Raw genomic sequence first — 24251 nt, forward strand, 5'->3', positions numbered from 1 at the left:
GTCAGGGTTGCGACGGCAACGCGGGGTGCAATGCCACCTCACGGCTCTTGACGACGAAGAAGACGGTGCCGCCGGGCTCGAGCCCGAGATCCGACACCGCGGCAGGGGTGATGTCTGCAGCCATGCCGGGAGACCCGTCGGGTTGCGGACGTGATCGAACACGAATGCCGGAGCCCTGCACCTCCATCTCCTCGATCACCACCTCGAACACGTTTCTCGGGCTTGCGTGCGGGGCCGTCGGGTGTACCGAGACGGCGGCGGGGGAGAACACCGCCACCAGTGCGGTTCCGGTGGTGTACCGCCCGGAGCCGTGGACCGTCAGTCCCCAGTTCGTGGTCAGGGACGTCGAGTCGTCGGCGTCGACTGCCCGTCCCGAGAGCAGGTTCACCCCCGCGATGCGGGCACCGAATTCGCTGCGAGGTGCGGTCAGGACCTCGGTGACCGAGCCGCGCTCGACGACGCGTCCGCCGTCGACGACCGCGACGGAATCGGCGAGCGCGACAACGTCGAGCAGATCGTGGGTGACGATCAAGGCCGTGCGACCGCTCGCGCGCAGCACCGTGCGCAGTACTCGTCGAATGCTCGGTGCCGTGTCCACATCCAGCGCCGCGAGGGGTTCGTCGAGCAGCAGCAGGCGTGGGTCGGCCGCAAGAGCGCGTGCGATGGCTATTCGTTGAGCCTGACCGCCGGACAGCTGGCCGGGGCGGCGATCGGCCAGGTGGGAGGCTCCGACCGCGTCGAGCCAGGTATCGGCGACGGCACGCGCGGCGACGCGGTTCGCGCCGGCGCTACGCGGTGCGAAGGCCACGTTCGTGCGAGCGTCCATGTGAGGAAACAGCAGAGCTTCCTGAGAGAGGGTCGCGACGCCTCGGGCGTGAATCGGCACGACGGTGTTCGAGACGGTATCGGTCAGCACGTCCTCGCCGAGTCGGACGATTCCTTCGTCGGGTGCCACCACACCGGAGACGAGCTGCAGCAGTGTCGATTTGCCTGCCCCGTTCGGTCCGAGGATGGCTACCGTCTCACCCTCGGGGACGTCCAGTTCGAGATCGATGCCGCGGACGCCGAGTGTGGCCCGCAGGTGCAGTGAGTTCACAGCGTTCCCGACGACCGAGTGCCGCGTGCGGTCACGACGACGAGTGCCGCCACGAGAATCAGCACCAGCGACAGCGCCACCGCGGCATCGGGGTCGCTCTCGCGTTGCAGATAGATTTCCAGCGGCAGTGTCCTGGTCACGCCTTCGAGGGATCCGGCGAAGGTCAAGGTCGCTCCGAATTCTCCGAGCGCGCGCGCGAAGGCGAGGACGGTTCCCGATATCAGTCCGGGAAGTATCAGCGGAACGGTGACGCGCCGTAGAACGGTCGTGGGGGTGGCCCCCAGAGTCGCGGCCACCACGTCGTACCGGTCGCCGGCCGTGCGCAGTGCGCCCTCGACGCTGACGACCAGGAAAGGCAGCGACACGAACACTTGTGCCAGCACCACGGCCGAGGTGGTGAACGCTATTCGAATCCCCAAGGCGTCCAGGTGCTCGCCCAACAGGCCTTGTCGCCCGAAGGTGTAGAGCAGCGCGATGCCCCCGACCACCGGGGGCAGAACCAAGGGCAGTACGACGAGAGAGCGAAGGATCGAGAGCCCGCGAATCGAGCTGCGCGAGAGCACGATTGCCATCGGCACGCCCAGAACCACGCACACTGCGGTGCTGGCCGTCGCCGTCTTCAGGCTCAGGATCAACGCCGCGACAGCGGATTCGGAGGTGATGAGTCCGAGAAAATTGGACCAGTCGATTCGGGTGAATATCGCGGCCAGCGGTGCCACCACGAGGAGTGCACCGATGGCTGCCGGAACGAAAATCCACACCGGCACACCGACGGTCGACCGCCCGTCGTGTGCGACTCGCACGGTCACGGAGCTGCGAAGCCGGCTCGACCGAGTACGTCCTGCCCGACGGGTCCGGTGACGAACTCGGTGAAAGCGCGGGCGGTGCCCTGGTTGTCGGACCCGCTCAGTGTCGCGATCGGGTAGGTGTTGACGGCCTCGCTCGACTCCTCGAAGGGCACCGCGGTCACGGCCTCTCCTGCCCCGGCAGCGTCGGTCACGTAGACCAGTCCGGCATCGGCCTGCCCCGAGGTCACCTTGCCCAACACGTCGGTGACCGAGGATTCCTCGCTCACGGCCGGGATCTGCGTGCCGGTAGCGGCCTCGACCGAGGCCGTCGCCGCGCCGCACGGCACCTGGGGCGCGCAGATCACCGTGAGAACGTCGGGGTTTGCCAGATCGGCGAACGATGCGATGCCGTCCGGGTTTCCGGGGGCGGTCACGATGGTCAGCGTGTTGGACGCGAAGTCGACGGGGTCATCCGCAACCAGGCCCTCGTCGACCGTCTCGGTCATGTTCTTCGTATCCGCGGAGGCGAAGACGTCGGCAGGGGCGCCGGAGATCAGCTGCGCGGCCAGATCGGATGAGCCCGCGAAGCTGAACTCCACCGAGGTGCCGGGGTGTTCGGCCTCGAATCGATCACCGAGCTCGGTGAACGTCGCACGAAGCGATGCTGCGGCGAAGACCGTGATCTCGCCTCGGACCGCGCTACCGTCCGAGGGTCCATCGGGCGCGGTCGAATCGGACTTCGAGCTGCACCCGACGAGCACGAGGGTGGCTGCGATGACGAGCGCGGATACCGGTCGCAGTGTCTTCACGAACATCTCCTGTGTCCTACGGTGTCTCGACGATGACGGTCGTGGCCTTGACCACAGCGACGGTGACCTTGCCGGGCTCCAGCCCCAGTTCGCGAACCGAGCGGGTGCTCATCAGGGACACGATCGTGAACGGCCCGCACTGCATGCTCACCTCGCTCATCACCGCATCCGAGACGACCTCGGTGACCAACCCCACGAGTCGGTTGCGTGCAGAGCTTCCGCCCGACGCGATCTCCGGCGGAGGGACAGCATGTTCGCGCGCGTAGTCGGCCAGGTCCCGGCCGGCGATGACCTTGCGTCCGTTCTCGTCCTCGAGCGAGGGGAGCGCTCCGCTGTCGATCCATCTGCGGACGGTGTCGTCACTGACACCGAGTAGCGCCGCGGCGTCTCGGACGCGGATCGGGGGCACCGTCATCGTGATGCCACCACAGCAGACATCCGCAAACAAGTCATGAAAGGCACCATATACCCGAATCTGCGGTTGAATGGCCTCGATTTCGTTTTCCGCGCGTACTCCCGCCCCACCGTCGACCGAGTTGCCGCCTCACCCCGCCCGGAAACGCCGCGGAATCTGCGGGGAGTATTGGGCGTTGGTACGTTCTCGGACGGTTCTGGCGATTCGACGCCGGCGGCCGAGCGCATCGGAAGGAATTTTCAGTGGCAGCGAAGCTGTGGGCAGTGAGCGACATTCACGTCGGACATCGGGGCAACCGGCCCGTGACCGAGGACATCTTTCCCGAATCGCCCGAGGACTGGCTGATCGTCGCCGGTGACGTGTCGGAGAAGACCGACGACATCAAGTGGGCGCTCGAACTGCTCCGTAGCCGTTTCGCGAAAGTCATCTGGGTTCCCGGAAACCACGAGCTGTGGACGACGGTGAAAGATCCCGTCCAGATCCACGGGGCGGCTCGATACGAGTACCTGGTCAACCTGTGCCGCGAGATCGACGTCGTCACCCCGGAGGACCCTTATCTGCGGTGGGAGGGTGAGGGTGGCCCGGCGACGATCGTGCCGATGTTCCTGCTCTACGACTACACGTTCCTGCCGCAGGGAGCGAGAGACAAGGAACACGGACTGGCGATCGCACGTGAGAAGAACGTCGTCGCCACCGACGAATTCCTGCTGTCCTCGCAGCCGTACGCGACGCGCGATGCCTGGTGCCATGCGCGGATCGACGCCACCCGGGAGCGTCTCGATGCGCTCGACACCTCCGTTCCGACGGTGTTGATCAATCATTTCCCGATGGTTCGGCAGCCGACCGAGGTGCTGTTCTACCCGGAGTTCGCGCTGTGGTGTGGGTCCACACTGACGGCGGATTGGCACACGCGGTACAACGCGATCTGCTCGGTGTACGGGCACCTGCACATTCCGCGGACCACCTATTACGACGGCGTTCGCTTCGAGGAGGTGTCGGTGGGCTATCCGCGCGAATGGCAGCGGCGCGGCCTACCGAAGAACGTTCTGCGACAGATTCTTCCGGTCCCCGAGTATCCGCCGGGCGCGTTGAACAAGTGGGGCGGGCACTTCACGGTGACGCCCGAGATGGAGGCAGAGGTAGAGAAGATGAGGGCAGGCAAGTGATCGAATCGATACTTCCCAACGGCGTCGTCTCGGCCGAATTGTTCGCGGACCCACCGGGTTTGACGCCGCATCCGCTCGAGGCCCCGCTGGTGGCCAAGGCGGTGGACAAGCGCAAGCGTGAGTTCACCTCGGCTCGACACTGTGCGCGGGTGGCGATGGAGAAGCTGGGTGTCGAGCCTGCGCCGATCATGCGCGGCAAGTCCGGTGCTCCGCAATGGCCGAAGGGTGTGGTCGGATCGTTGACGCACTGCGACGGGTATCGCGGTGCGGTGTTGGCCCACTCGATGCAGGTGCGTTCGGTGGGAATCGACGCCGAGCCGCACGGACCCCTGCCCGATGGAGTGCTCGAGGCGGTGAGTCTCGAGGCCGAACGGGAGTGGCTCGCGACCGCGGGCCGCGAGGACGTGCACTGGGATCGAGTGTTGTTCTGCGCCAAGGAAGCGACGTACAAGGCCTGGGAGCCGTTGACCGGACGCTGGCTCGGCTTCGAGGACGCACACATCACCTTCGAGCGCACCGGCTCCGGTGACGACATTTCGGGAACGTTCCGTTCCGAGCTGCTGGTGCCAGGAGACACGATGTCCGGGCCGCCGCTGCGGGCCTTCGACGGTCGATGGATGGTTGCGGGCGGTCTGGTGATGACCGCGATCTCGGTGATGTGACGACCTGCTCCGCGGGCCTGGCACAATGCTCACTCGTGAGTGCTCGCGAAAAGATTTCGTCCGGTCTCGTCGGTGCCGGCCTGCTGGTGGTCGACAAGGGGCCGGGAGTGACGAGCCACGATGTGGTGGCGTCGTGCCGAAAACTGTTGCGCACCAGAAAAGTCGGCCATGCGGGGACCTTGGATCCCATGGCGACCGGCGTGCTCGTGCTCGGCGTGGAGCGTGCGACCAAGATGCTGGGACTGCTCTCGCTGACCACGAAGTCGTACACCGCCACCATCCGGCTGGGCCGGAGCACGACGACCGACGACGCCGAGGGCGACGTCCTGGCCGATGTTTCGGCCGCGCATGTCTCCGACACCGAGATCTCGACCGCGATTGCCGCCCTGACCGGGGACATCGAGCAGGTTCCTGCCAGTGTCAGCGCCATCAAGGTCGACGGGCAACGTGCCCACAAATTGTCTCGCGCAGGTGAGGAGTTCACACTCGCCGCCCGCAAGGTCAGCGTCACCCGATTCGACGTGACGGCCAGGCGCGATGTGGTGGAGAACGAATCCGCGTTCGTCGACCTCGATGTGGAGGTGGACTGCACCTCGGGGACGTACGTTCGGGCCCTGGCGCGGGACCTCGGCGCGGCGCTCGGCGTCGGCGGCCATCTGACCGTGCTGCGCCGCACCCGCGTCGGACCCTTCACCCTCGATCATGCGCGGACACTCGAAGATCTGGCAGAGGACCCGGCCGTGAGCCTGGACATCGATCAGGCGGCCCGAACGGCGTTCCCGCACCGGCAGATCGACGCGAGTGAGGCGGAATCGTTGAGCCAGGGACGGTGGCTGGATCCGATCGGAATCGACGGGGTGTACGCGGCGGTCGATCCCACCGGTCACACCATCGCTCTGCTCCAGGAGAAGGGCAAGCGCGCCAGTTCGGTCATGGTCGTGCGGCCTGCGACCTTGCGCGGGCACTGAAACACTCGGCACGGATGCGGCACCGACCCGGCGATCAGGTCGCCGGAACCATCCAGATCGCCTCTGCGGCGCGGTGGCCGAGATCGATGGAATCAGTGGCGTCGGTGCGGGCCAGCTCGATGGCGACGGTGCCGGCGTAGTCGCGTCGTTCGACCACCGTGATCGGCAGGTCCAGCGTGATGCCGACGGAGTCGAAGTAGCGGAGCATCGCCGGGTCGGAGTCGGAAATTCTGGCGACTCGGCCGGACTGTCCGTCGAGGTAGTCGCTCAGGCGGGTCGCGGACGGGGCCTCGATCGCACCGTCGACGGACGGAATCGGGTCGCCGTGCGGATCGCGTTCGGGGTGGCCCAGTTTGGCGTCGATTCGATCCATCATCAGATCCGAGACGGCATGTTCGAGGATCTCCGCCTCGTCGTGCACTTCGTCCCAGCCGTAACCCAGCTCTCGGACCAGATAGGTCTCGATCAGACGATGCCGACGCACCATACCGATGGCAGCGAGACGACCCTTCTCGGTCAGTGAGATGGCTCCGTAGCGGGCGTGGTCGACCATGCCTTGGTCGGCGAGCTTGCGAATCGCCTCGGACACCGTCGAGGCGGAAACACCGATGCGCTCGGAGAGCATCTTGGTGCTGACCGAGTCCTCGCTCCACTCACTGGCCGTCCAGATGACCTTGAGATAGTCCTGCGCAACTGCGGACAGCTGGACGCCCTCGTCGGCCGGTGCGGGATCGTCTTTTCGTAGCGCCACGTCGCCGAGCTTAGGCAATCCAATGGAAAAAGACATCTCACCCGGCCGGAGCCACCGGCACCTGGCCGCGTTGTCGCAGAGCGCGGACGACGATGCCCTGTGAGGGGCTGAAGAGGTAGGCAAGGACGAAGACGAGTCCCTGGGTGAGTACGACGCTGCCGCCGGAGGACACGTCGAGGTAGAAGCTGGCGTAGATCCCCACCAGCGCGCAACCCACCGAAATGAGCGGTGCCAGCACGAGCATGCGGCCGAAGCTGTGCGTGAGCAGATAGGCGGACGCACCGGGAGTGATCAGCATCGCCACCACGAGGATGACGCCGACGGCCTGGAGCGCGACCACGGTCGTCAGGGCGAGCAGGGTCAGCATGACGGCCGAGATCACCGTCGGGTTGATGCCTACGGCGCGGGCCTGGGTGCGGTCGAAGGCGAAGAGAGTGAAGTCGCGACGTTTGACGATCATGACGACCAGCGCGATACCGCCGAGGACGAACACCTGGACCATGTCTGCCTGCGAGACTCCCAGCAGATTGCCGAACAGGATGTGGTTGAGGTCGATCTGACTCGGAAACTTGGAGATCAGGACGACACCGAGCGCGAACAAGGTGGTGAAGACGACGCCGATAGCGGCGTCCTCCTTGACGATGGTGGTGTTGCGGACCACTCCGATGGCACCGACCGCGATGAGCGCGAACACCAGCGCTCCGATCGCGAACGGTGCCCCGAACAGGTACGACAGCGCGACGCCGGGAAGAACTGCGTGCGAGACGGCGTCGCCCATCAGCGACCACCCGATGAGGACGAGCCAGCAGCTCAGTACCGCGCACACGATCGAGGCGGTGACGGTGACCAGGAGGGCTCGCTGCATGAAGGTGTACTCGAGTGGGTCCACCAGAAAATCGATCAGATACACGGTTCAGCTCGCTTCCGTGGTTCGGGTGGACGGAGTTCGAGTGCCCGCACCCAACTCGCCGACCTTCGACGGGTCGATGCCGAAGGCCAGCGCCAGGTTCTCCGGGCGCAGTACGTCGATCGGACTGCCGTGCATGAGCACGCGCTGTTGCAGCAGGATCGCTTCGTCGCACAGTTCCGGTAGGGCGTGAAGATCGTGTGTGGACACCAGAACCGACGCACCCTGTGCTGCGAGTTCGCGGAGCAGCCTGGTGATGGTGGCCTCGGTTTTCTTGTCCACACCGGCGAAGGGCTCGTCGAGCAACAGCAGCGATGCCTCCTGGGCGATGGCGCGGGCGACGAACGCGCGCTTGCGTTGACCGCCGGAGAGCTGGCCGATCTGTCGGTTCGCCAGTTCGGCGAGGTCGACGCGCTGCAGAGCCTCGTCGACGGCCAGTCGATCGGCGGCTCGGGGACTGCGGAGAAAATTCTGCTTCCCGTATCGGCCCATCATCACCACGTCGCGCACGCTGATCGGGAACGTCCAGTCGACGGATTCCGCCTGGGGCACGTAGCTGACCGTGCCGGCCTTGCGCGCCTGCGCCGGGTCTCCGCCGAACACGGTGATCGAGCCGGAGTTGGGCTTGACCACTCCCATGATGGCTTTGAACAGCGTCGACTTGCCCGATCCGTTCATTCCGACCAACCCGCACACCCGGCCGGGTGCAAGGGTCAGGCTGGAATCGGTGAGGGCTACGACGTCGCGGTATCGAACGTTGACGGCGTCCACCGTCAGCGCTGCCACGGTCTCGTGCGGGGCCTTGTAGTGAGGGTCACCAGTGTGCTGGGTCATCGTTCTCCTACCAGTGCGTCGGCGATCAACCGTGCGTCGTAGCGCAGTAGATCCAGGTACGTGGGGACCGGTCCGGTGGCGTCGCTCAGAGAATCGACGTAGAGCTGTCCGCCGAAGCGCGCGCCGGTGTCCTCGGCGACCTGCAGCTGCGCCTTGTCCGAGACCGTCGACTCGCAGAACACGGCGGGTACGTCGTTGTCGCGAACGAAGTCGATGGTGCGGACCACCTGCTTCGGCGTTCCTTCCTGCTCGGCGTTGACCGGCCACAGGTAGGCCTCCTGCAGATCGAAGTCGCGGGCCAGATAGCCGAATGCGCCCTCGCAGGTGACGAGCGCGCGCTGACGAGCCGGTAGCCCGGAGAGATCCGCGGCCAGTTCGGCACCGACCTCGCGAAGTTGTCCCACGTATGCGGCTGCGTTCGCGCGGTAGTCGTCGGTGTTGGCGGGATCGAGCGCGACGAACGCGTCGGCGATGTTCTCGACGTACGTCTCGGCCACGACGGGGGACATCCACGCGTGGGGGTTCGCTTTGCCCGCGTAGGCGTCGTCGCGAATGTAGATCGGGTCCACGTTCGCACTCACCACGGCGTGGGGTGCGGGGATGCGCTCGACGAATTTCTCGAACCAGGCCTCCAGCCCGAGCCCGTTGTCCAGGATCAGCTCGGCCTGCTCTGCTGTGCGTAGGTCTCCTGGGGTCGGCTCGTAGCCATGGATCTCGGCCCCGGCTTTTGTGATCGATTCCACTCGGAGGTGATCGCCTGCGACATTGGCGGCCATGTCGGCGAGGACGGTGAAGGTCGTCAGAACCAGGGGTCTGCCGTCGTCGAGCATCGCCGGATCGTCGTCCCCGACGGCACGGGCGCAGCCGCTCGAGGCTGCCACCAGTAGTCCCACCACGGCCCAGCTCGCGAGAATCCGCCCACGGCGCGATCCACACCGGCGAAGAAAAAAGTTAGGCACACCGAAATATTTACCGTGGGGATACCTTTTTGTCCATACGTGCCGCGCGCGACACGCCTGTCCGAGAGTGACCGAGCGGCCGTCGGGCCGTAGGCTTCGCGGTGTGCAGAGATGGCGAGGTCTCGACGATGTACCTGCCGACTGGGGTCGGTGCGTGCTCACGATCGGCGTCTTCGACGGCGTTCATCGCGGACACGCACAACTGATCGGGCGAGCGGTGGCCGCTGCGAAGAAGCGCGGCGTTCCCAGCGTGCTCATGACGTTCGATCCCCATCCGATGGAGGTCGTGCGACCGGGAAGCCATCCTGCTCAGTTGACGACCCTGACGAGGCGAGCCGAACTCGCCGAGGAATTGGGTATCGACGTCTTCTGCGTCATGCCGTTCACGCCGGAGTTGATGAAGCTCACTCCCGAGCGATACGTGCACGAGATCCTGATCGAACGTCTGCACGTTGCCGAGGTCGTTGTCGGCGAGAACTTCACCTACGGGAAGAAGGCGCTCGGCACCGTGCCCATGCTGCGCAAGATCGGCGAACGGTCCGGTTTCGCAGTCGACGGAGTCAACCTGCTCGCCGAGCACGCCGTGACGTTCTCCTCGACGTACATCAGATCGTGCGTGGACGCCGGTGACGTCGCTGCAGCCACCGCCGCGCTCGGGCGACCGCATCGCGTCGAAGGAGTCGTCGTGCACGGAGACGGCCGAGGTCGCCAAATGGGTTATCCCACAGCCAATGTCGCGCCACCCATGTACTCGGCCATTCCCGCCGACGGTGTGTACGCGGCATGGTTCACAGTGCTCGGGCCGGGTCCGATCATGGGGACGGTCACTCCGGGGGAGCGGCATCCGGCTGCCGTGTCGGTGGGCACCAATCCCACGTTCTCGGGTCGTACCAGGACCGTCGAGGCATTCGTCCTCGACGGTGAGGCCGACCTGTACGGCCAGCACGTGGCAGTCGACTTCGTCGACCGACTGCGCGGCATGGAGAAGTTCGACTCGATGGAAGCCCTCGTGGAGGAAATGGGCCGCGACGCCGAGCGGGCCCGGACGATCCTGGCGGCCAGCACGGCCTGATAGGCTCCCCTCGGTGCTCGCTGCGGTCCGCGGCGGCTGTACCGGCTTCGATCCCGTTGTCTCGACACCGGGCGCGTAGCTTCCTTTCACGCGGACGTCATTGATCAGGAGTAGTACCAGTGGCATTGACCACCGAACAGAAGAAGGCCGTTCTCGGCGAGTACGGCTTGCACCCCACCGACACGGGCTCGCCCGAGGCGCAGGTTGCAATGCTCACCAAGCGCATCGTCGACTTGACCGAGCACCTCAAGACGCACAAGCACGACCACCACTCCCGCCGCGGCCTGCTGCTGCTGGTCGGACGTCGTCGTCGTCTGCTCAAGTACATCGCGAAGGTCGACGTCACCCGCTACCGCTCGCTCATCGAGCGTCTGGGTCTGCGTCGATAATTCAGAACGACGCGAGGAAGTCACCGATGCACGGTTCGACGCGCCGGTGCGCACCCGACTCGCAGCAATAGTGCAGTAGCCAACGAGGCAGTGCTTAGACTGTTCCTCGTTGGCTATCTGTGTTTGTACCGCAAGAACAGTTACGCCAGCACGAGAAAGCGGATGCACAGCATTCGCACACGCCGTGTATGCCTGTCACGCCGTGGTGACGGTCTTCGGTAGTGGCCTTTCGGATACGAGATCCGGTGGGCTTCGATCGATGGCCGCCTCCGCGCAGCCGCGTCCCGAGAGAAGCTCGGAGATGGACGGCACAGGTATGCCGCCACAGCCAGGAGGGCTGGTGGTGTGTCCACGCGGGCACGGCAAAGACGAGAGGACGAGAACAGAACACATGTCGGAAACCACAACTTTGGACGTCGAAGAAGGCGTCTACGAAGCAACTGCGATCATCGACAACGGCACGTTCGGCAAGCGGACCATCCGCTTCGAGACCGGCCGCCTCGCACAGCAGGCCGCAGGCGCAGTCGCCGCGTACCTCGACGAGGACACCATGCTGCTGTCGGCAACGACCGCCGGCAAGCACCCCCGTGAGGGCTTCGATTTCTTCCCGCTGACGGTCGACGTCGAAGAGCGCATGTACGCCGCGGGCCGTATCCCCGGATCGTTCTTCCGCCGCGAGGGCCGTCCGTCCACCGACGCCATCCTCACCTGCCGCCTGATCGACCGGCCGCTGCGTCCGACGTTCGTCGACGGACTGCGCAACGAGATCCAGGTCGTCATCACGGTCATGAGCCTCAACCCGGCCGATCTGTACGACGTCGTTGCGATCAACGCGGCATCGGCCTCGACGCAGATCGCCGGACTGCCGTTCTCCGGTCCGATCGGCGGCGTTCGCGTCGCCCTGATCGACAAGCAGTGGGTCGCGTTCCCGACCAACGAGCAGCTCGAGAAGGCCGTGTTCAACATGGTCGTCGCCGGCCGCATCGTCTCCGGCTCCGGTGCCGACGCAGACGTCGCGATCATGATGGTCGAAGCAGAAGCCACCGAGAACGTCATCGAGCTCATCGAGGGTGGCGCTACCGCCCCCAACGAAGCGGTCGTCGCCGAGGGACTCGAGGCATCGAAGCCCTTCATCGCAGCCCTGTGCACCGCACAGCAGGAGCTCGCGTCCAAGGCAGCAAAGCCCACCGGCGATTACCCGGTTTTCCCGGCGTACCAGTCGGACGTCTTCGAGGCCGTCGAGAACGCCGCGAAGATCCCGCTCAACGAGGCACTGACCATCGCAGGCAAGGCCGAGCGTGAGAGCAAGCTCGACGAGGTCAAGGCTCAGGTCCTCACGTCGGTCGGAGACAGCTTCGCCGGCCGCGAGAAGGAGATCGGTGCCGCATTCCGCGCACTGACCAAGAAGTCGGTTCGCCAGCGCATCCTCACCGATCACTTCCGCATCGACGGCCGCGGCATCACCGACATCCGGTCGCTGTCCGCCGAGGTCGCGATCATCCCGCGTACCCACGGATCCGCCCTGTTCGAGCGCGGCGAGACCCAGATCCTGGGCGTCACCACCCTCGACATGGTCAAGATGGCGCAGCAGGTCGATTCGCTCGGGCCCGAGACGTCCAAGCGCTACATGCACCATTACAACTTCCCGCCGTACTCCACCGGTGAGACCGGCCGCGTCGGTTCGCCGAAGCGTCGCGAGATCGGTCACGGCGCACTCGCCGAGCGCGCTCTGCTGCCGGTTCTGCCCAGCCAGGCAGAGTTCCCGTACGCCATCCGCCAGGTCTCCGAGGCACTGAGCTCCAACGGCTCGACCTCGATGGGCTCGGTCTGCGCATCGACCCTGTCGCTGCTCAACGCCGGTGTGCCGCTGCGTGCCCCGGTCGCCGGAATCGCAATGGGCCTCGTGTCCGACGAGGTCGACGGTGAAACCCGTTACGTCGCCCTCACCGACATCCTCGGTGCCGAGGACGCATTCGGCGACATGGACTTCAAGGTCGCCGGAACCAAGGATTTCGTCACCGCACTGCAGCTCGACACCAAGCTCGACGGCATCCCCTCCAAGGTGCTCGCCGGCGCGCTGTCGCAGGCCAAGGATGCGCGCACGACGATCCTCGAGGTCATGGCCGAGGCCATCGACACCCCGGACGAGATGAGCCCGTACGCACCTCGCGTCACCGCGATCAAGGTGCCGGTCGACAAGATCGGCGAGGTCATCGGGCCCAAGGGCAAGATGATCAACTCCATCACCGAGCAGACCGGTGCCAACATCTCGATCGAAGATGACGGCACTGTCTACGTCGGTGCAGCGGACGGCCCGTCCGCACAGGCCGCGATCGACATGATCAACGCCATCGCCAACCCGCAGCTGCCGAAGGTCGGCGAGCGATTCCTCGGAACCGTCGTCAAGACAACGGCTTTCGGTGCATTCGTCTCGCTGCTCCCGGGCCGCGACGGACTGGTGCACATCTCCAAGCTCGGTAACGGCAAGCGCATCAACAAGGTCGAGGACGTCGTGAGCGTCGGATCCAAGTTGCGCGTCGAGATCGCCGATATCGACAACCGCGGCAAGATCAGCCTCGTTCCCGTCGAAGACGACAACGCTGCTGCTCCCGCCGACGCTCCCGAGGCACCCGCCGAGGTCAGCGCTGAGTAAGAAGCAATCGAGCCGAACGGTACGTCCCCTCGGGACGTACCGTTCGGCCGTTCCAGAGAGCACCGGCATCGACACGGGCGTGCAACGCACCACTCTGCCCGGCGGTCTTCGGGTCGTCACCGAGTTCGTGCCCGGCGTTCGCTCGGCCTCGGTCGGTGTGTGGGTCGGAGTCGGCTCGCGCGACGAGCAACCCAGTGTTGCCGGTGCAGCACACTTCCTCGAACATCTGCTGTTCAAATCGACGCCCACGCGCAGTGCGCTCGAGATCGCCCAGGTGATGGACGGTGTCGGGGGAGAGCTGAACGCGTTCACCTCGAAGGAGAGCACGTGCTTCTACGCGCACGTGCTCGACGAGGACGTGGCGCTCGCCATCGATCTCGTCAGCGATGTGGTGCTTCGCGGCCGCTGCCGATCGGCAGATGTCGACGTCGAGCGTCAGGTGGTCCTCGAAGAGATCTCCATGCGCGACGACGATCCCGAGGATCTGCTGGGAGATGCCTTCCTGGAAGCCATGTTCGGTGATCATCCGATCGGGCGCCCGATCATCGGCTCCGTCGAATCCATCGAGTCGATGACCCGTGCGCAATTGCACTCGTTCCACGTTCGCCGCTACACGCCGCAGCGCATGGTGGTTGCTGTCGCGGGCAACGTCGATCACAAGCAGATTGTGTCGTTGGTGCGTCGCGCTTTCGCGGGCCATCTGGAAAAGGGACTGCGACCGGCCGAAAGGCGAAGCGGCACAGCGCGATTGCGTAACGCCCCCACATTGAGCCTGACCACTCGTGACAGCGAGCAGGCACACCTGTGCCTCGGCGTACGTGCGTTCGGTCGACACGAAGGGCATCGCTGGGCGTTGTCCGTGCTGAACTCGGCAGTGGGCGGCGGGCTCAGTTCTCGTCTGTTCCAGGAGATCAGGGAAGAGCGCGGACTGGCGTACTCGGTGTACTCCTCGGTGGACACGTTTGCCGACAGCGGTGCGTTCTCCGTCTACGCGGGTTGTCAGCCGGAGAACCTGGGCGAAGTGACCACGGTGATCAGGGAAGTGCTCGCCAAGGTCGCCTCCGAGGGCATCACCGACGCGGAGTGTGCGCGGGCCAAGGGTTCGTTGCGCGGCGGATTGGTTCTGGGACTCGAAGATTCGGGCTCTCGGATGAACCGGATCGGTCGTAGCGAACTGAACTACGGCAATCACCGCGACATCACCGATACGTTGGCGCGGATCGACAGTGTCGGCAACGACGAAGTACGTGAGGTCGCTGCCGTGTTGCTCGACCGTCCTTTCGGTGCCGCGGTGGTCGGCCCCTACAAAAACGTCCGCCAGCTACCGGCGTCGGTCAAGTCTCTGGTTCGGTAGCGTCGGCGATCACGTCGCTGTTTCCGTGCACGGAGGTCCACAGTCGCAGGGCGGTGAACTGTGGATTCTCCGGTGCGACGGTACCAACCGTGCTCTCGGCGTTGACGTGTATGCCGCTACGGTCGACAATGCAGCATGAACAGCGATGGGCGTACCGTCCTCGTCACCGGTGTGGGTCGACGCCGCGGTATCGGCTACGCCATCACCCGTAGGTTGCTGCAGGATGAGCGCGCCCGCGTCTTCGCGCAATCCTGCGATGCCTACGACGTGAGCGAGCCGTGGGGAGCAGGGACACCGGGGGCGGTGCAGGTGCTCGCCGAGTTGTCCACCGCGCCAGGCAGACTCGGGCATCTCGACGTCGATCTCTCCGATCCCGAAGCACCTGCCGCCCTGTTCGATGCTGCCGAGTCCAGGTTCGGTGCCGTCGACTCGTTGGTGATCAACCATGCCCGGTCACAGCTGGGCGACCTGGGGTCTCTGACGGCAGAGAACCTCGACCTGACGTGGGCGGTGAACGTGCGTGCGTCGTTAGTTCTGGTGCAGGAATTTGCGCAACGGTACGTCGATCACCGCGACGGCGGACGCGTCGTGCTGTTCACGTCCGGGCAGGGGGAGGGGCCGATGCCGACCGAGATTCCCTATGCGGTGACCAAGGGTGCGATCGCCGCGATCACACCGACCTTGGCCGATTCGCTGATCGAACGGGGTATCACCGTCAACAAGATCAATCCTGGTCCGACCGACACCGGTTGGGCGAGTGCCGATCTGGACGAGTTCGTCTCGCGCCACATGCCGCGCGGTCGGTGGAACTCTCCGGACGAGGCCGCGGCGGTCGTGGCGCTGCTGCTCTCGCCCGATTCGGGCTCGATCACCGGCCAGGTCATCGGTGCCGAAGGCGGATTCCGACGCTTCACGCCGTGACGCTTCGGTCAGAGCTTGTTCTTGCGCAGCAACAACTTCCAGGGCACCAATGCCGACTCGAGCTGAACCGACAGGCTCATCTTGGATTCGCCCTCGCTGCGCTCCTCGAAGGTGATCGGCACTTCGGCGAGAGTGAGGCCGTGCTTGACGGTTCGGTAGTTCATCTCGACCTGGAATGCGTACCCGTTGCTCTCGACCGAGGCAACATCGATGGTGCGCAGGGTGCGCGCGTGCCACGCCTTGAATCCCGCCGTCGCATCCTTGACGCCGAGGCGCAGGATCGTGTTGACGTAGAAGTTCGCCCATGCGGACAGGGCCTTGCGGTGCCAGGGCCAATCGGCGGCGACCGCTCCGCCCGGTACGTATCGCGATCCGAGCACCACGGCCGCGTCGGTGGTGTTCAGTTTGTCGATCATCGCCGGGATCACCTCGGTGGGGTGCGACAGATCGGCGTCCATCTGAATGACGATGTCCGCACCCTCGTCGAGAGCCCTCGTCATGCCTGCGACGTACGCGCGTCCGAGCCCGTTCTTCTCCGTGCGGTGCAGAACGCTGACCTCGATGGGGCCGTCGATGGCCAACTTGTCGGCGACGTCGCCGGTGCCGTCGGGCGAATTGTCGTCGACGACCAACACACCGAGCCCCTCCACCTGCAACCCTGCCAGCAGCTCGACGAGCTTGGGGAGGTTCTCACGTTCGTTGTACGTCGGTACAACGACGGTGGTCTTCGGGGCGACTCGTTCCGTACTCACCACCGTATGATCCGTGATTCGAGGTTCCGATCCAAATATCGGACACAACCGGCCGTGTCGGGTCGGCATCGTGGGTCGTTTTCGAGCGCCGGTCGACTCATGCCCGAGTCGCGTCGACGAATACGCCGTCGCGCAGAATCGGAACGCTCGAACTCGAATCGACCTCGGCTGCGATGTCCACGTCTTCCGGGTGCCCCATCGCTGCCAATTCACGACCGGAGCCGCATTGCCGCAGCTCCGAGCCCACGTCTCGCTCCACGGCTCGCCACGCGGACGCAGCTGCGCGCGCCTCCGGGGAGACATCGGCAGCTCCGGCGTCGACGAGGGCAGCGATGACTGCACCGGCACCCCACAGGTCTTCGACGGCAGGCCGGAGGGATCCGTCCGGCCACTTTTCACCGCCCGCTATGACCGCTGTCACTGCATCTCGGTTCCTGGCACGTATCCACTGCGCTACGGCCGATGCGTTTCTGAGCGACGCTCCCACGCACAGCGGGGCCATGCTCGCGAGCTCGTGGGCGATGGTGGATCCGTTCGGTGACGGGAGCACCAGCCGTGCCGGAGCAGGCACGGCCCGTACGGTCGCCGGGCACAAGCTGATCAGGCCCGGTGAGGCGGCCGACCGCCCCACTGCGAGCACCGCGTCGAACTGCTCGGCCAACTGCGTGGCCCGGTCGTCGCGCCACCGACTGGGGATGACGTCGATGCCTGCGTCCACAGCAACCGTGAGAGTGGTGGTGAAGGACAGGACGTCCACGACGACGGCGACGTCTGCGCCGTCGACGATGGCGTCGGCACCGCACAGACCCCAGTCGAAGCGGAGCCCGAAAGCGTTCTGGGACAGTACGGGGTCGGCCGGCATTGCGGAACGGTATCAACTCCGGTGCCGGTGATACCTTCGGCGCGGGATCGAGTGGGGGAGGAAGACATGCAGCTGGACCTGGACACCAAGGTGATCGTCCTCGTGGCCGGTCTCCTGCTGCTGTGGGCACTGGGGTTGGGGGTGATCAAGTATCACCAGATGTCGACGTCGCCGGATGGCACTGCGCATCGTTATGTCGACATCGCCCATCGGGCAGCATTGATGTACTCGTTCGCAGCCCTGGTGCTCGCAGTGCTGGCGCAGTTCAGCGCCTGGTCGGTCATGGTGGATCTGATCGCCGCGTCGGTGGTGCTGGTGTTCTTCGTCGCTGCCGTGGTGAGCTACACCGTCCACGGATTTCGGCGAGACACCGAAAACCAGTTCGTCGATCCCGTCCCGGGGACGCACCTGTTCATGGTGTCGTTGATCGTCGCCGAAATCGGCGGTACAGCGGTGCTCGTGGCCGGGTTCGCGTGGGAGCAGTTCGGACGGAGCTGAGACCTGGAGCTATCGAGGGTCCAGGTACAGCTCGGCGGTCTCGGTGGCGACCGCGGACACGGCAGCAGCAAGACCGGGCTCGAGGTCCAGCGCAGTGGCGAGACGTTCTCCGCGCAGCCCTTGCGTTCGGAGTAGGTCCCAGGCTTGTTCCACCAGGCGCACCGAGGTGGGGTGGTCCAACTCGGGACGGTTCGATCGCAGTGCGGTCGCAGCCCAATCCGCGTCGAAAGTTCCGTTGGGCGGACCGAACACACGCTCACCGGACGAATAGCTCTTCGGGTCCATACCCTCTGACGCTAGCAGGATCGGAGGTCGGTGCAATCGTGACCGAATCGCGTCGACGCAGCACTACCGAACCGATCGGTTTCTTCAGTACGGTGAGGCGATGTACGACGGCCACCGCAGGGCTCCGGTCGCGCTCTCGGCCGTCGGATCACTGATGCTCGGTTTGGCCGCGGGCTGTGCCGGCGCAGGGGGCAGCGGCCCGGTCGACGAGGTCTCGGCCGACACGAACTACACCACGGTCACGGGATCACTGGTCGTCGGTAATCCCATGTCCAATCCCAGGCCGACCGTCGAAGCGCTGCCGCCCGCGGTGACAGAGCTTCCTCCGATCCTCGATGGCGCGCGATTCCCTGGTGCGTCGCCGGTCGGTGTCACCGACGTGCTGGTGGAGGAGTTTTCGGTCGAGTTCGGGTTGGCAGGCAACGGCCCGGTGTCCTACACGGTGCGGTACGTCGACGAGGCCATTCGCTACGGCACCAGTGAACCGCTGGCAGTGCCGGGGAGATCGGTGTTGCAGGTGGACCTGTCGGGTACGTCGACGGACTCCGACGACACCTTCTCTTCGTATGCCGGGCCGGAACGGGTGCGAGGTGGTGCGGAATCTGCGATCGCCTCGGTCGATTTCCTGGCTGATCCCGGCGGAATCTCGCAGGCTTTCATCGGAGTTGCGGCCGATCGACCCGCGTTCACGGTGACCACCACCGAAGAACCAGCCGCGGTCGTCGTGACCGTCGAGAACTGACCGGCGCAGCAACGTCGATTACCTGTCGGCCGTGGCTGTTTCGATCCGTTTGCCGGGGACCGCGCGGTAGCATCGCGATGTGTCCGACGCCACAGCGGGAGCGAGTCCATCCGGTCGTGTCCGCGTGCTCGTGTACAGCAGCAATGCCGCGACCCGCGCCCAGGTGCGGTCTGCCGTCGGAACTCGACCGGATCCCGCACTCGGTGACATCGAGTACGTCGACATCGCCATGGCAGCCGTCGTCATCGAGCACATGGATGCAGGCGATGTCGCGTTGGCGATTCTCGACGGCGAGTCCTCACCTGTCGGCGGTCTGGGTCTGGCGAAGCAGTTGAAGGACGAGATCCTTCACTGCCCACCGGTGTTGGTACTCATCGGACGTCCGGACGATGCGTGGTTGGCCGAGTGGTCGCGCGCCGAGGCTGCTGTTCCGCACCCGCTGGATCCGATCCGGCTGGGTCGAGCGGTGGTCGATCTGCTGAAGCAGCACTCGGTACGCGTCGGTGCCCGGGTCTCTCGATCGCGCTAGATCAGACCGTTTTCTCCGATGCGGGCACCGTCAGCACGAGCCGATGGATCACGCCTGCGATGACAGCTCCGAGCACGGGGAACACCACGAACACCCACAGCTGTGACAGGGCAGGTCCGCCGGCGAGGAGGGCCGGGCCGAAGGACCGAGCCGGGTTGACCGACGTCGAGTCGATTCCGATGCCCAGCAGGTGAACCACGGTCAGTGTCAGGCCGATCGGAATGCCGGCTGCCACGACGGGGTGAACGGTGGGGGCCGTAGTGGCGAGTACGACGAGGACGAGCAGGCCGGTCGCGATCGTCTCGAACACCGCGACCGACGCCAGCCCGTATCCTCCGGGCGAGGCGCTGCCGAACCCATTGGTGCCCAGACCGTCCGCCGCCATGTCGTATCCGGGACGGCCGGATGCGACGAACAGTACGATCAGCGCGCCGATCAGTGCACCGACGGCCTGAGCGACGATGTAGAACACAGCCTTGATCGGGGTGATGGCGCGAGCGATCAGGGCTCCGATCGTCACAGCCGGGTTGATGTGGCATCCCGAGATCGGCCCGATCGCATAGACCAGTGCGAGCAGCGTGAGGCCGAACGCCAGGGCGATGCCCGGGGTTCCGACGGTGTCGCCCGCGATCACGGCGGTGCCGACGCCGAAGATCACGAGCAGGGCAGTTCCCAGTCCCTCGGCGGCGAGCGCCGAGACGGAAATCGATTTCATCATTTCTCCTGTTCCATGTCGGCAGCCTGGTTCGGCCGGCCGAGATCGTCGGGAGGTTTGTCGTTTTCGTCGGTGCGGATCGCATGGGGCTGACAGGTGATCTGAGTCACACTGCATGGGGCGGACGAATTCGGGTGATCCATGCGCGTCAACGCTTTACGAAAACTGGACTCGTCGAAATCCCGCGAGATCGACACCGAACCCATACTGTGTGGTTCAGGTCACATTGGTACGGCCGTCGCATTTACTACGCGCCGGCGCGGTAGTCGATCGAGGGAGCAGATGCCGGGATGAACGCCTACGTTCCGATCCTCGTTCTCGGTGCCATTGCGGTCGTGTTCGCGGTGTTCTCGGTGATGGTCGGCACCATGGTGGGACCCGCGCGGTACAACCGAGCGAAGTTCGACGCGTACGAGTGCGGCATCGAGCCCACGATGCATGCGCCGACGGGACAACGATTTCCGGTGAAGTTCTACCTGACCGCGATGCTGTTCATCATCTTCGACATCGAGATCGTCTTCCTGTATCCGTGGGCCGTCCATCTCGATGTGCTGGGCGCGTTCGGACTGGTTGCCATGGCACTGTTCGTCGTCAACGTGTCGGTGGCCTACGTCTACGAGTGGCGGCGAGGCGGACTCGGATGGGACTGACGTCCAACCACTGATCGGCGACGGCACGATGCACGGTTCTCACCTCGAACGGATGCGGAAAGAGTGTGATCGATGGGACTCGAAGAGAAGCTACCCAGCGGATTTCTGCTGACCACCGTAGAGGGGTTGGCCGGATATGCCCGTAAGGGCTCGTTGTGGCCCGCGACCTTCGGTCTCGCGTGCTGCGCGATCGAGATGATGGCCACCACCTCCGGTCGGTTCGATCTCGCACGATTCGGCATGGAAGCGTTCCGTGCGTCTCCGCGCCAAGCGGACCTGATGATCGTGGCCGGCCGTGTCAGCCAAAAGATGGCACCTGTGCTGCGGCAGGTGTACGACCAGATGGCGGAACCGAAATGGGTTCTGGCCATGGGCGTCTGCGCGTCCTCGGGCGGAATGTTCAACAACTATGCGGTGGTGCAGGGCGTCGACCACATCGTTCCCGTCGACATTTACCTACCCGGTTGTCCGCCCCGACCCGAGATGCTGCTCAACGCAATCTTGGAGCTGCACAAAAAGATTCAGCAGATGCCGCTGGGTGTCAATCGCGAGCAGGTGCGCGTGGCCGCCGAGGCTGCGGCGTTGGCGTCCACCCCGACCATCGATCTGAAGGGGCTGCTGCGATGACGGCGGACGGGCCCCGCGGGATGTTCGGCGTCCGGGGGAGCGGTGACACCTCCGGCTACGGCCGGTTGCAGCCGCCGGTGGCATCGGTGGACACGGCTGTCCGGCCCTACGGCAGCTACTTCGACGCCGTGGTCGACCGATTGGCCGCGGTCCTCGACACCGGTGACGCGGCCGTACCCTTCGAGGACGCCGTCGAGCGTGCCGTGATCTTTCGCGACGAACTGACGCTGCATCTCTCGCGAGAACACGTGCCCGCCGTCGCCCGCGCTCTCCGTGACGACGAGGAACTGAGATTCGAATTGTGCACGGGGGCATCGGGTGTGCACTACCCGGATCAGGTCGGCCGGGAACTGCGCGCGGTCTACCATCTGGTGTCCATCACCCACGGACGCCGCCTGCGACTCGAAGTCGCTGTACCCGATGCGGATCCGCACACACCGTCGCTCTGCGCGGTCTATCCGACCAACGATTGGCACGAACGCGAGGTCTACGACTTCTTCGGCATCGTGTTCGACGGTCATCCCGCGCTGACGCGGATCGAGATGCCGGACGACTGGGTCGGGCACCCGCAACGCAAGGACTATCCCCTGGGCGGTATTCCCATCGAGTACAAGGGCGCTCGGGTCGCGCCTCCCAACGAGCGCAGGTCGTACAACTGATGAGCGCAACGGACGAAACCATCTATGCAGTGTCGGGCCAGGACTGGGACGACGTGGTCGAACTTGCGCGCGGGTCGACCACGGAACGCATCGTGGTCAACATGGGTCCGCAACACCCGTCGACCCATGGTGTGCTGCGGTTGATTCTCGAGATCGAAGGCGAGACCGTCACCGAGGCCCGGTGTGGAATCGGTTACCTGCACACCGGTATCGAGAAGAATCTCGAGTATCGCAACTGGACTCAGGGCGTCACGTTCGTCACTCGGATGGACTATCTCTCGCCCTTCTTCAACGAGACCGCGTACTGCCTCGGGGTGGAGAAGCTGCTCGACATCACCGACGACATTCCCGAGCGCGCGACGGTGATCCGGGTGATGCTGATGGAGCTCAATCGGATCTCGTCGCACCTCGTGGCATTGGCCACGGGTGGAATGGAATTGGGTGCCGTGACGGCGATGCTGTTCGGCTTCCGGGAGCGCGAGCTGATTCTCGACGTCTTCGAGGCCATCACCGGACTTCGAATGAACCACGCCTACATCCGTCCTGGCGGCTTGTCTCAGGACCTGCCCGCCGATGCGATCGACAAGGTTCGCGAGTTGCTGCGGGTTCTTCCCGGACGGCTACGCGATCTCGAACTCATGCTCAACGACAACCCGATCTGGAAGGCCAGAACCGAGAACGTCGGCTACCTGGACCTGACCGGGTGCATGGCCCTCGGCGTCACCGGGCCGGTGCTTCGGTCGACCGGACTGCCCTACGATCTGCGCCGGTCCGACCCCTACTGCGGGTACGAGAACTACGAGTTCGATGTCGTCACCGACACCGGATGCGACTGCTACGGGCGCTATCTGATTCGCGTCGAAGAGATGAAGGAATCGCTCAAGATCGTCGAGCAGACTCTCGATCGTCTTCGGCCCGGACCGGTGGTCATCGACGACAAGAAGATCGCCTGGCCGGCCGAACTCGTCTCCGGACCCGATGGTCTCGGCAATTCTCAGGACCACGTGCGCACCATCATGGACACCTCGATGGAGTCGTTGATCCACCACTTCAAATTGGTGACCGAGGGCATGCGTGTGCCGGCGGGCCAAGTGCTGTCCACGGTGGAATCGCCGCGAGGCGAACTGGGTGTGCACATCGTCAGTGACGGTGGAACTCGGCCGTACCGAGTGCATTTCAGAGACCCCTCGTTCACCAACCTGCAGGCGGTTGCCGCGATGTGCGAGGGCGGCATGATCTCCGATGTCATCGCTGCCGTTGCCAGTATCGATCCGGTGATGGGCGGGGTGGACCGATGACCACGCCACGCTCGGAGCCGGTGCTCGTCCAACTCGGAGCTCGCCCCGAGGAAGCAGTACAGCTGGTCGGCCCCGACGCCCGTGCGTCCTATCCCGCCGACGTGCGTGCCCGCCTGCGCGCCGACGCCGAGATCATCCTGAGTCGTTATCCTCAGGCCCGATCGGCGTTGCTACCGCTGCTGCACCTGGTGCAATCCGAGGACGGATATCTCACGCCGGCCGGAATCGAATTCTGTTCGGGCGTAATCGATCTCACCGGAGCAGAGGTCACCGCGGTCGCGACCTTCTACTCGATGTACCGCCGCGAGCCCACCGGAAACTATCGCGTCGGAGTGTGCACCAACACCCTGTGCGCCGTCATGGGCGGCGACGCCATCATGGACGCGCTGCGGGATCACCTCGATATCGACCACGGCGAGACCACCGCCGACGGTGCGATCACCCTCGAGCACATCGAGTGCAACGCCGCCTGCGACTTCGCGCCGGTGATGATGGTCAACTGGGAGTTCTTCGACAACAGAACTCCGGCGTCGGCACGGGAACTGGTCGATGCGCTTCGATCCGGTGCGCAGGTGACCCCGACCCGCGGCGCTCCGCTGTGCACGTTCCGCGAGACCGAGCGAATTCTGGCCGGCTTCGCCGACGATCGGCCGGGTGCACTCGAATCCACCGGCAGCGCAGGCGAAGCCAGTCTCGCGGGTCTGCGGTACGCCCGTGAGCATTCGATGACGGCTCCCCGGGCCGTCACCGGCTCCCCGGACGACCATCCCGATCTCGGTGCCGAAGCAGTGGCGGAAACGGTGCGCGAGAAACCGGCTCCGGCTCCTTCGGCGACCGTTCCACCGCAGCCGAACACCACCGAAACCGACCCACCGACGAAGGGGAAATGA

General features: G+C 65.1%; 29 protein-coding genes. 16 read left to right on the top strand and 13 right to left on the bottom strand.

Annotated features, from left to right (window positions below; translation table 11 throughout):
- Position 1: 1 nt before the first annotated feature.
- From AB0362_RS01360 to AB0362_RS01375, 4 genes are all read right to left on the bottom strand, one after another.
- Entirely contained in the window at positions 2 to 1096 is a 1095-nt protein-coding gene (locus AB0362_RS01360; protein ID WP_149405964.1) for an ATP-binding cassette domain-containing protein, read from the bottom strand.
- Positions 1093 to 1899 carry an ABC transporter permease gene (locus tag AB0362_RS01365; protein WP_366234963.1) on the bottom strand — a complete coding sequence of 269 codons (807 nt, stop codon included), beginning with the start codon at positions 1897 to 1899 and terminating at the stop codon, positions 1093 to 1095. The genes AB0362_RS01360 and AB0362_RS01365 overlap by 4 nt, the downstream gene beginning before the upstream one ends.
- 2 nt (positions 1900 to 1901) lie before the next feature.
- Positions 1902 to 2645, bottom strand: coding sequence for a molybdate ABC transporter substrate-binding protein (modA, locus tag AB0362_RS01370; protein WP_366234964.1), 744 nt, complete (start codon positions 2643 to 2645; stop codon positions 1902 to 1904).
- A gap of 64 nt (positions 2646 to 2709) precedes the next feature.
- Positions 2710 to 3102 (bottom strand): TOBE domain-containing protein, encoded by a 393-nt coding sequence (locus AB0362_RS01375; protein ID WP_188078650.1) that lies wholly within the window; start codon positions 3100 to 3102, stop codon positions 2710 to 2712.
- Between the two features lie 248 nt (positions 3103 to 3350).
- Here AB0362_RS01375 and AB0362_RS01380 point away from each other — a divergent pair, with 248 nt between their 5' ends.
- The 3 genes from AB0362_RS01380 to truB are packed head-to-tail and all read left to right on the top strand — an operon-like array spanning position 3351 to position 5904.
- Positions 3351 to 4274: a metallophosphoesterase gene (locus AB0362_RS01380; protein WP_149405960.1), complete on the top strand. Its 924-nt coding sequence runs from the start codon at positions 3351 to 3353 to the stop codon at positions 4272 to 4274.
- Positions 4271 to 4936 (top strand): 4'-phosphopantetheinyl transferase, encoded by a 666-nt coding sequence (locus tag AB0362_RS01385; protein WP_366234672.1) that lies wholly within the window; start codon positions 4271 to 4273, stop codon positions 4934 to 4936. Before AB0362_RS01380 ends, AB0362_RS01385 begins: the two co-directional genes overlap by 4 nt.
- 35 nt (positions 4937 to 4971) lie before the next feature.
- A complete protein-coding gene (gene truB, locus AB0362_RS01390) occupies positions 4972 to 5904 on the top strand; it encodes a tRNA pseudouridine(55) synthase TruB (RefSeq protein WP_366234673.1) in 933 nt (310 codons plus the stop codon).
- A 34-nt stretch (positions 5905 to 5938) separates the two neighbouring features.
- Here the strand turns inward: truB and AB0362_RS01395 are convergent, their stop codons facing one another.
- The 4 genes from AB0362_RS01395 to AB0362_RS01410 are packed head-to-tail and all read right to left on the bottom strand — an operon-like array spanning position 5939 to position 9226.
- On the bottom strand, positions 5939 to 6673 hold the full coding sequence (locus AB0362_RS01395) for a metal-dependent transcriptional regulator (RefSeq protein WP_094642412.1): 735 nt from the start codon (positions 6671 to 6673) through the stop codon (positions 5939 to 5941).
- 19 nt (positions 6674 to 6692) lie between these two features.
- Positions 6693 to 7565, bottom strand: a complete 873-nt coding sequence (locus AB0362_RS01400; RefSeq protein WP_366234674.1) for a metal ABC transporter permease — start codon at positions 7563 to 7565, stop codon at positions 6693 to 6695.
- A gap of 3 nt (positions 7566 to 7568) precedes the next feature.
- Positions 7569 to 8396 (bottom strand): metal ABC transporter ATP-binding protein, encoded by an 828-nt coding sequence (locus AB0362_RS01405; RefSeq protein ID WP_366234675.1) that lies wholly within the window; start codon positions 8394 to 8396, stop codon positions 7569 to 7571.
- A complete protein-coding gene (locus AB0362_RS01410; RefSeq protein ID WP_149406057.1) occupies positions 8393 to 9226 on the bottom strand; it encodes a metal ABC transporter substrate-binding protein in 834 nt (277 codons plus the stop codon). Before AB0362_RS01410 ends, AB0362_RS01405 begins: the two co-directional genes overlap by 4 nt.
- Before the next feature lie 232 nt (positions 9227 to 9458).
- On the opposite strand from AB0362_RS01410, the gene AB0362_RS01415 reads away from it, so the two are divergent.
- The 5 genes from AB0362_RS01415 to AB0362_RS01435 all read left to right on the top strand — a co-directional run bounded on the left by AB0362_RS01415 (position 9459) and on the right by AB0362_RS01435 (position 15744).
- Positions 9459 to 10427, top strand: coding sequence for a bifunctional riboflavin kinase/FAD synthetase (locus AB0362_RS01415; RefSeq protein WP_094669994.1), 969 nt, complete (start codon positions 9459 to 9461; stop codon positions 10425 to 10427).
- A gap of 119 nt (positions 10428 to 10546) precedes the next feature.
- On the top strand, positions 10547 to 10816 hold the full coding sequence (rpsO, locus tag AB0362_RS01420; RefSeq protein ID WP_032397847.1) for a 30S ribosomal protein S15: 270 nt from the start codon (positions 10547 to 10549) through the stop codon (positions 10814 to 10816).
- 391 nt (positions 10817 to 11207) lie between these two features.
- Positions 11208 to 13469 (top strand): polyribonucleotide nucleotidyltransferase, encoded by a 2262-nt coding sequence (locus AB0362_RS01425; RefSeq protein WP_094642123.1) that lies wholly within the window; start codon positions 11208 to 11210, stop codon positions 13467 to 13469.
- A gap of 67 nt (positions 13470 to 13536) precedes the next feature.
- Positions 13537 to 14823, top strand: coding sequence for a pitrilysin family protein (locus AB0362_RS01430; RefSeq protein WP_068050751.1), 1287 nt, complete (start codon positions 13537 to 13539; stop codon positions 14821 to 14823).
- Between the two features lie 135 nt (positions 14824 to 14958).
- The gene (locus AB0362_RS01435; RefSeq protein ID WP_366234676.1) at positions 14959 to 15744 is read left to right on the top strand and encodes an SDR family oxidoreductase; all 786 of its coding nucleotides are present in this window, start codon (positions 14959 to 14961) and stop codon (positions 15742 to 15744) included.
- Between the two features lie 8 nt (positions 15745 to 15752).
- Here AB0362_RS01435 and AB0362_RS01440 read toward each other — a convergent pair whose 3' ends face one another.
- Together AB0362_RS01440 and AB0362_RS01445 are read right to left on the bottom strand one after the other, a co-directional pair.
- Positions 15753 to 16496: a polyprenol monophosphomannose synthase gene (locus AB0362_RS01440; protein WP_366234677.1), complete on the bottom strand. Its 744-nt coding sequence runs from the start codon at positions 16494 to 16496 to the stop codon at positions 15753 to 15755.
- 97 nt (positions 16497 to 16593) lie between these two features.
- Positions 16594 to 17358, bottom strand: a complete 765-nt coding sequence (locus AB0362_RS01445) for a 2-phosphosulfolactate phosphatase (RefSeq protein WP_366234678.1) — start codon at positions 17356 to 17358, stop codon at positions 16594 to 16596.
- Between the two features lie 66 nt (positions 17359 to 17424).
- Here AB0362_RS01445 and AB0362_RS01450 point away from each other — a divergent pair, with 66 nt between their 5' ends.
- Positions 17425 to 17856, top strand: a complete 432-nt coding sequence (locus AB0362_RS01450) for a hypothetical protein (RefSeq protein ID WP_366234679.1) — start codon at positions 17425 to 17427, stop codon at positions 17854 to 17856.
- A 9-nt stretch (positions 17857 to 17865) separates the two neighbouring features.
- Here the strand turns inward: AB0362_RS01450 and AB0362_RS01455 are convergent, their stop codons facing one another.
- The gene (locus tag AB0362_RS01455) at positions 17866 to 18141 is read right to left on the bottom strand and encodes a hypothetical protein (RefSeq protein ID WP_068050747.1); all 276 of its coding nucleotides are present in this window, start codon (positions 18139 to 18141) and stop codon (positions 17866 to 17868) included.
- A 100-nt stretch (positions 18142 to 18241) separates the two neighbouring features.
- Here AB0362_RS01455 and AB0362_RS01460 point away from each other — a divergent pair, with 100 nt between their 5' ends.
- A complete protein-coding gene (locus AB0362_RS01460) occupies positions 18242 to 18883 on the top strand; it encodes a hypothetical protein (protein WP_366234680.1) in 642 nt (213 codons plus the stop codon).
- Between the two features lie 79 nt (positions 18884 to 18962).
- On the top strand, positions 18963 to 19412 hold the full coding sequence (locus AB0362_RS01465) for a hypothetical protein (protein ID WP_366234681.1): 450 nt from the start codon (positions 18963 to 18965) through the stop codon (positions 19410 to 19412).
- A gap of 1 nt (position 19413) precedes the next feature.
- Here the strand turns inward: AB0362_RS01465 and AB0362_RS01470 are convergent, their stop codons facing one another.
- Positions 19414 to 20127 carry an aquaporin gene (locus tag AB0362_RS01470; RefSeq protein WP_366234682.1) on the bottom strand — a complete coding sequence of 238 codons (714 nt, stop codon included), beginning with the start codon at positions 20125 to 20127 and terminating at the stop codon, positions 19414 to 19416.
- On the bottom strand, positions 20127 to 20324 hold the full coding sequence (locus AB0362_RS01475; RefSeq protein ID WP_366234683.1) for a hypothetical protein: 198 nt from the start codon (positions 20322 to 20324) through the stop codon (positions 20127 to 20129). Before AB0362_RS01475 ends, AB0362_RS01470 begins: the two co-directional genes overlap by 1 nt.
- A 93-nt stretch (positions 20325 to 20417) precedes the next feature.
- Here AB0362_RS01475 and AB0362_RS01480 point away from each other — a divergent pair, with 93 nt between their 5' ends.
- From AB0362_RS01480 to nuoE, 5 genes are all read left to right on the top strand, one after another.
- Positions 20418 to 20777, top strand: coding sequence for an NADH-quinone oxidoreductase subunit A (locus tag AB0362_RS01480; protein WP_032397854.1), 360 nt, complete (start codon positions 20418 to 20420; stop codon positions 20775 to 20777).
- 72 nt (positions 20778 to 20849) lie between these two features.
- A complete protein-coding gene (locus AB0362_RS01485) occupies positions 20850 to 21404 on the top strand; it encodes an NADH-quinone oxidoreductase subunit B family protein (protein ID WP_366234684.1) in 555 nt (184 codons plus the stop codon).
- Positions 21401 to 22063, top strand: coding sequence for an NADH-quinone oxidoreductase subunit C (locus AB0362_RS01490; RefSeq protein WP_149405947.1), 663 nt, complete (start codon positions 21401 to 21403; stop codon positions 22061 to 22063). The genes AB0362_RS01485 and AB0362_RS01490 overlap by 4 nt, the downstream gene beginning before the upstream one ends.
- Positions 22063 to 23361, top strand: coding sequence for an NADH dehydrogenase (quinone) subunit D (nuoD, locus tag AB0362_RS01495; RefSeq protein WP_068050737.1), 1299 nt, complete (start codon positions 22063 to 22065; stop codon positions 23359 to 23361). Before AB0362_RS01490 ends, nuoD begins: the two co-directional genes overlap by 1 nt.
- A complete protein-coding gene (nuoE, locus tag AB0362_RS01500) occupies positions 23358 to 24251 on the top strand; it encodes an NADH-quinone oxidoreductase subunit NuoE (protein ID WP_366234685.1) in 894 nt (297 codons plus the stop codon). Before nuoD ends, nuoE begins: the two co-directional genes overlap by 4 nt.

The organism is Rhodococcus sp. NPDC079359 (genome assembly GCF_040702585.1).
Taxonomy (GTDB): domain Bacteria; phylum Actinomycetota; class Actinomycetes; order Mycobacteriales; family Mycobacteriaceae; genus Rhodococcoides.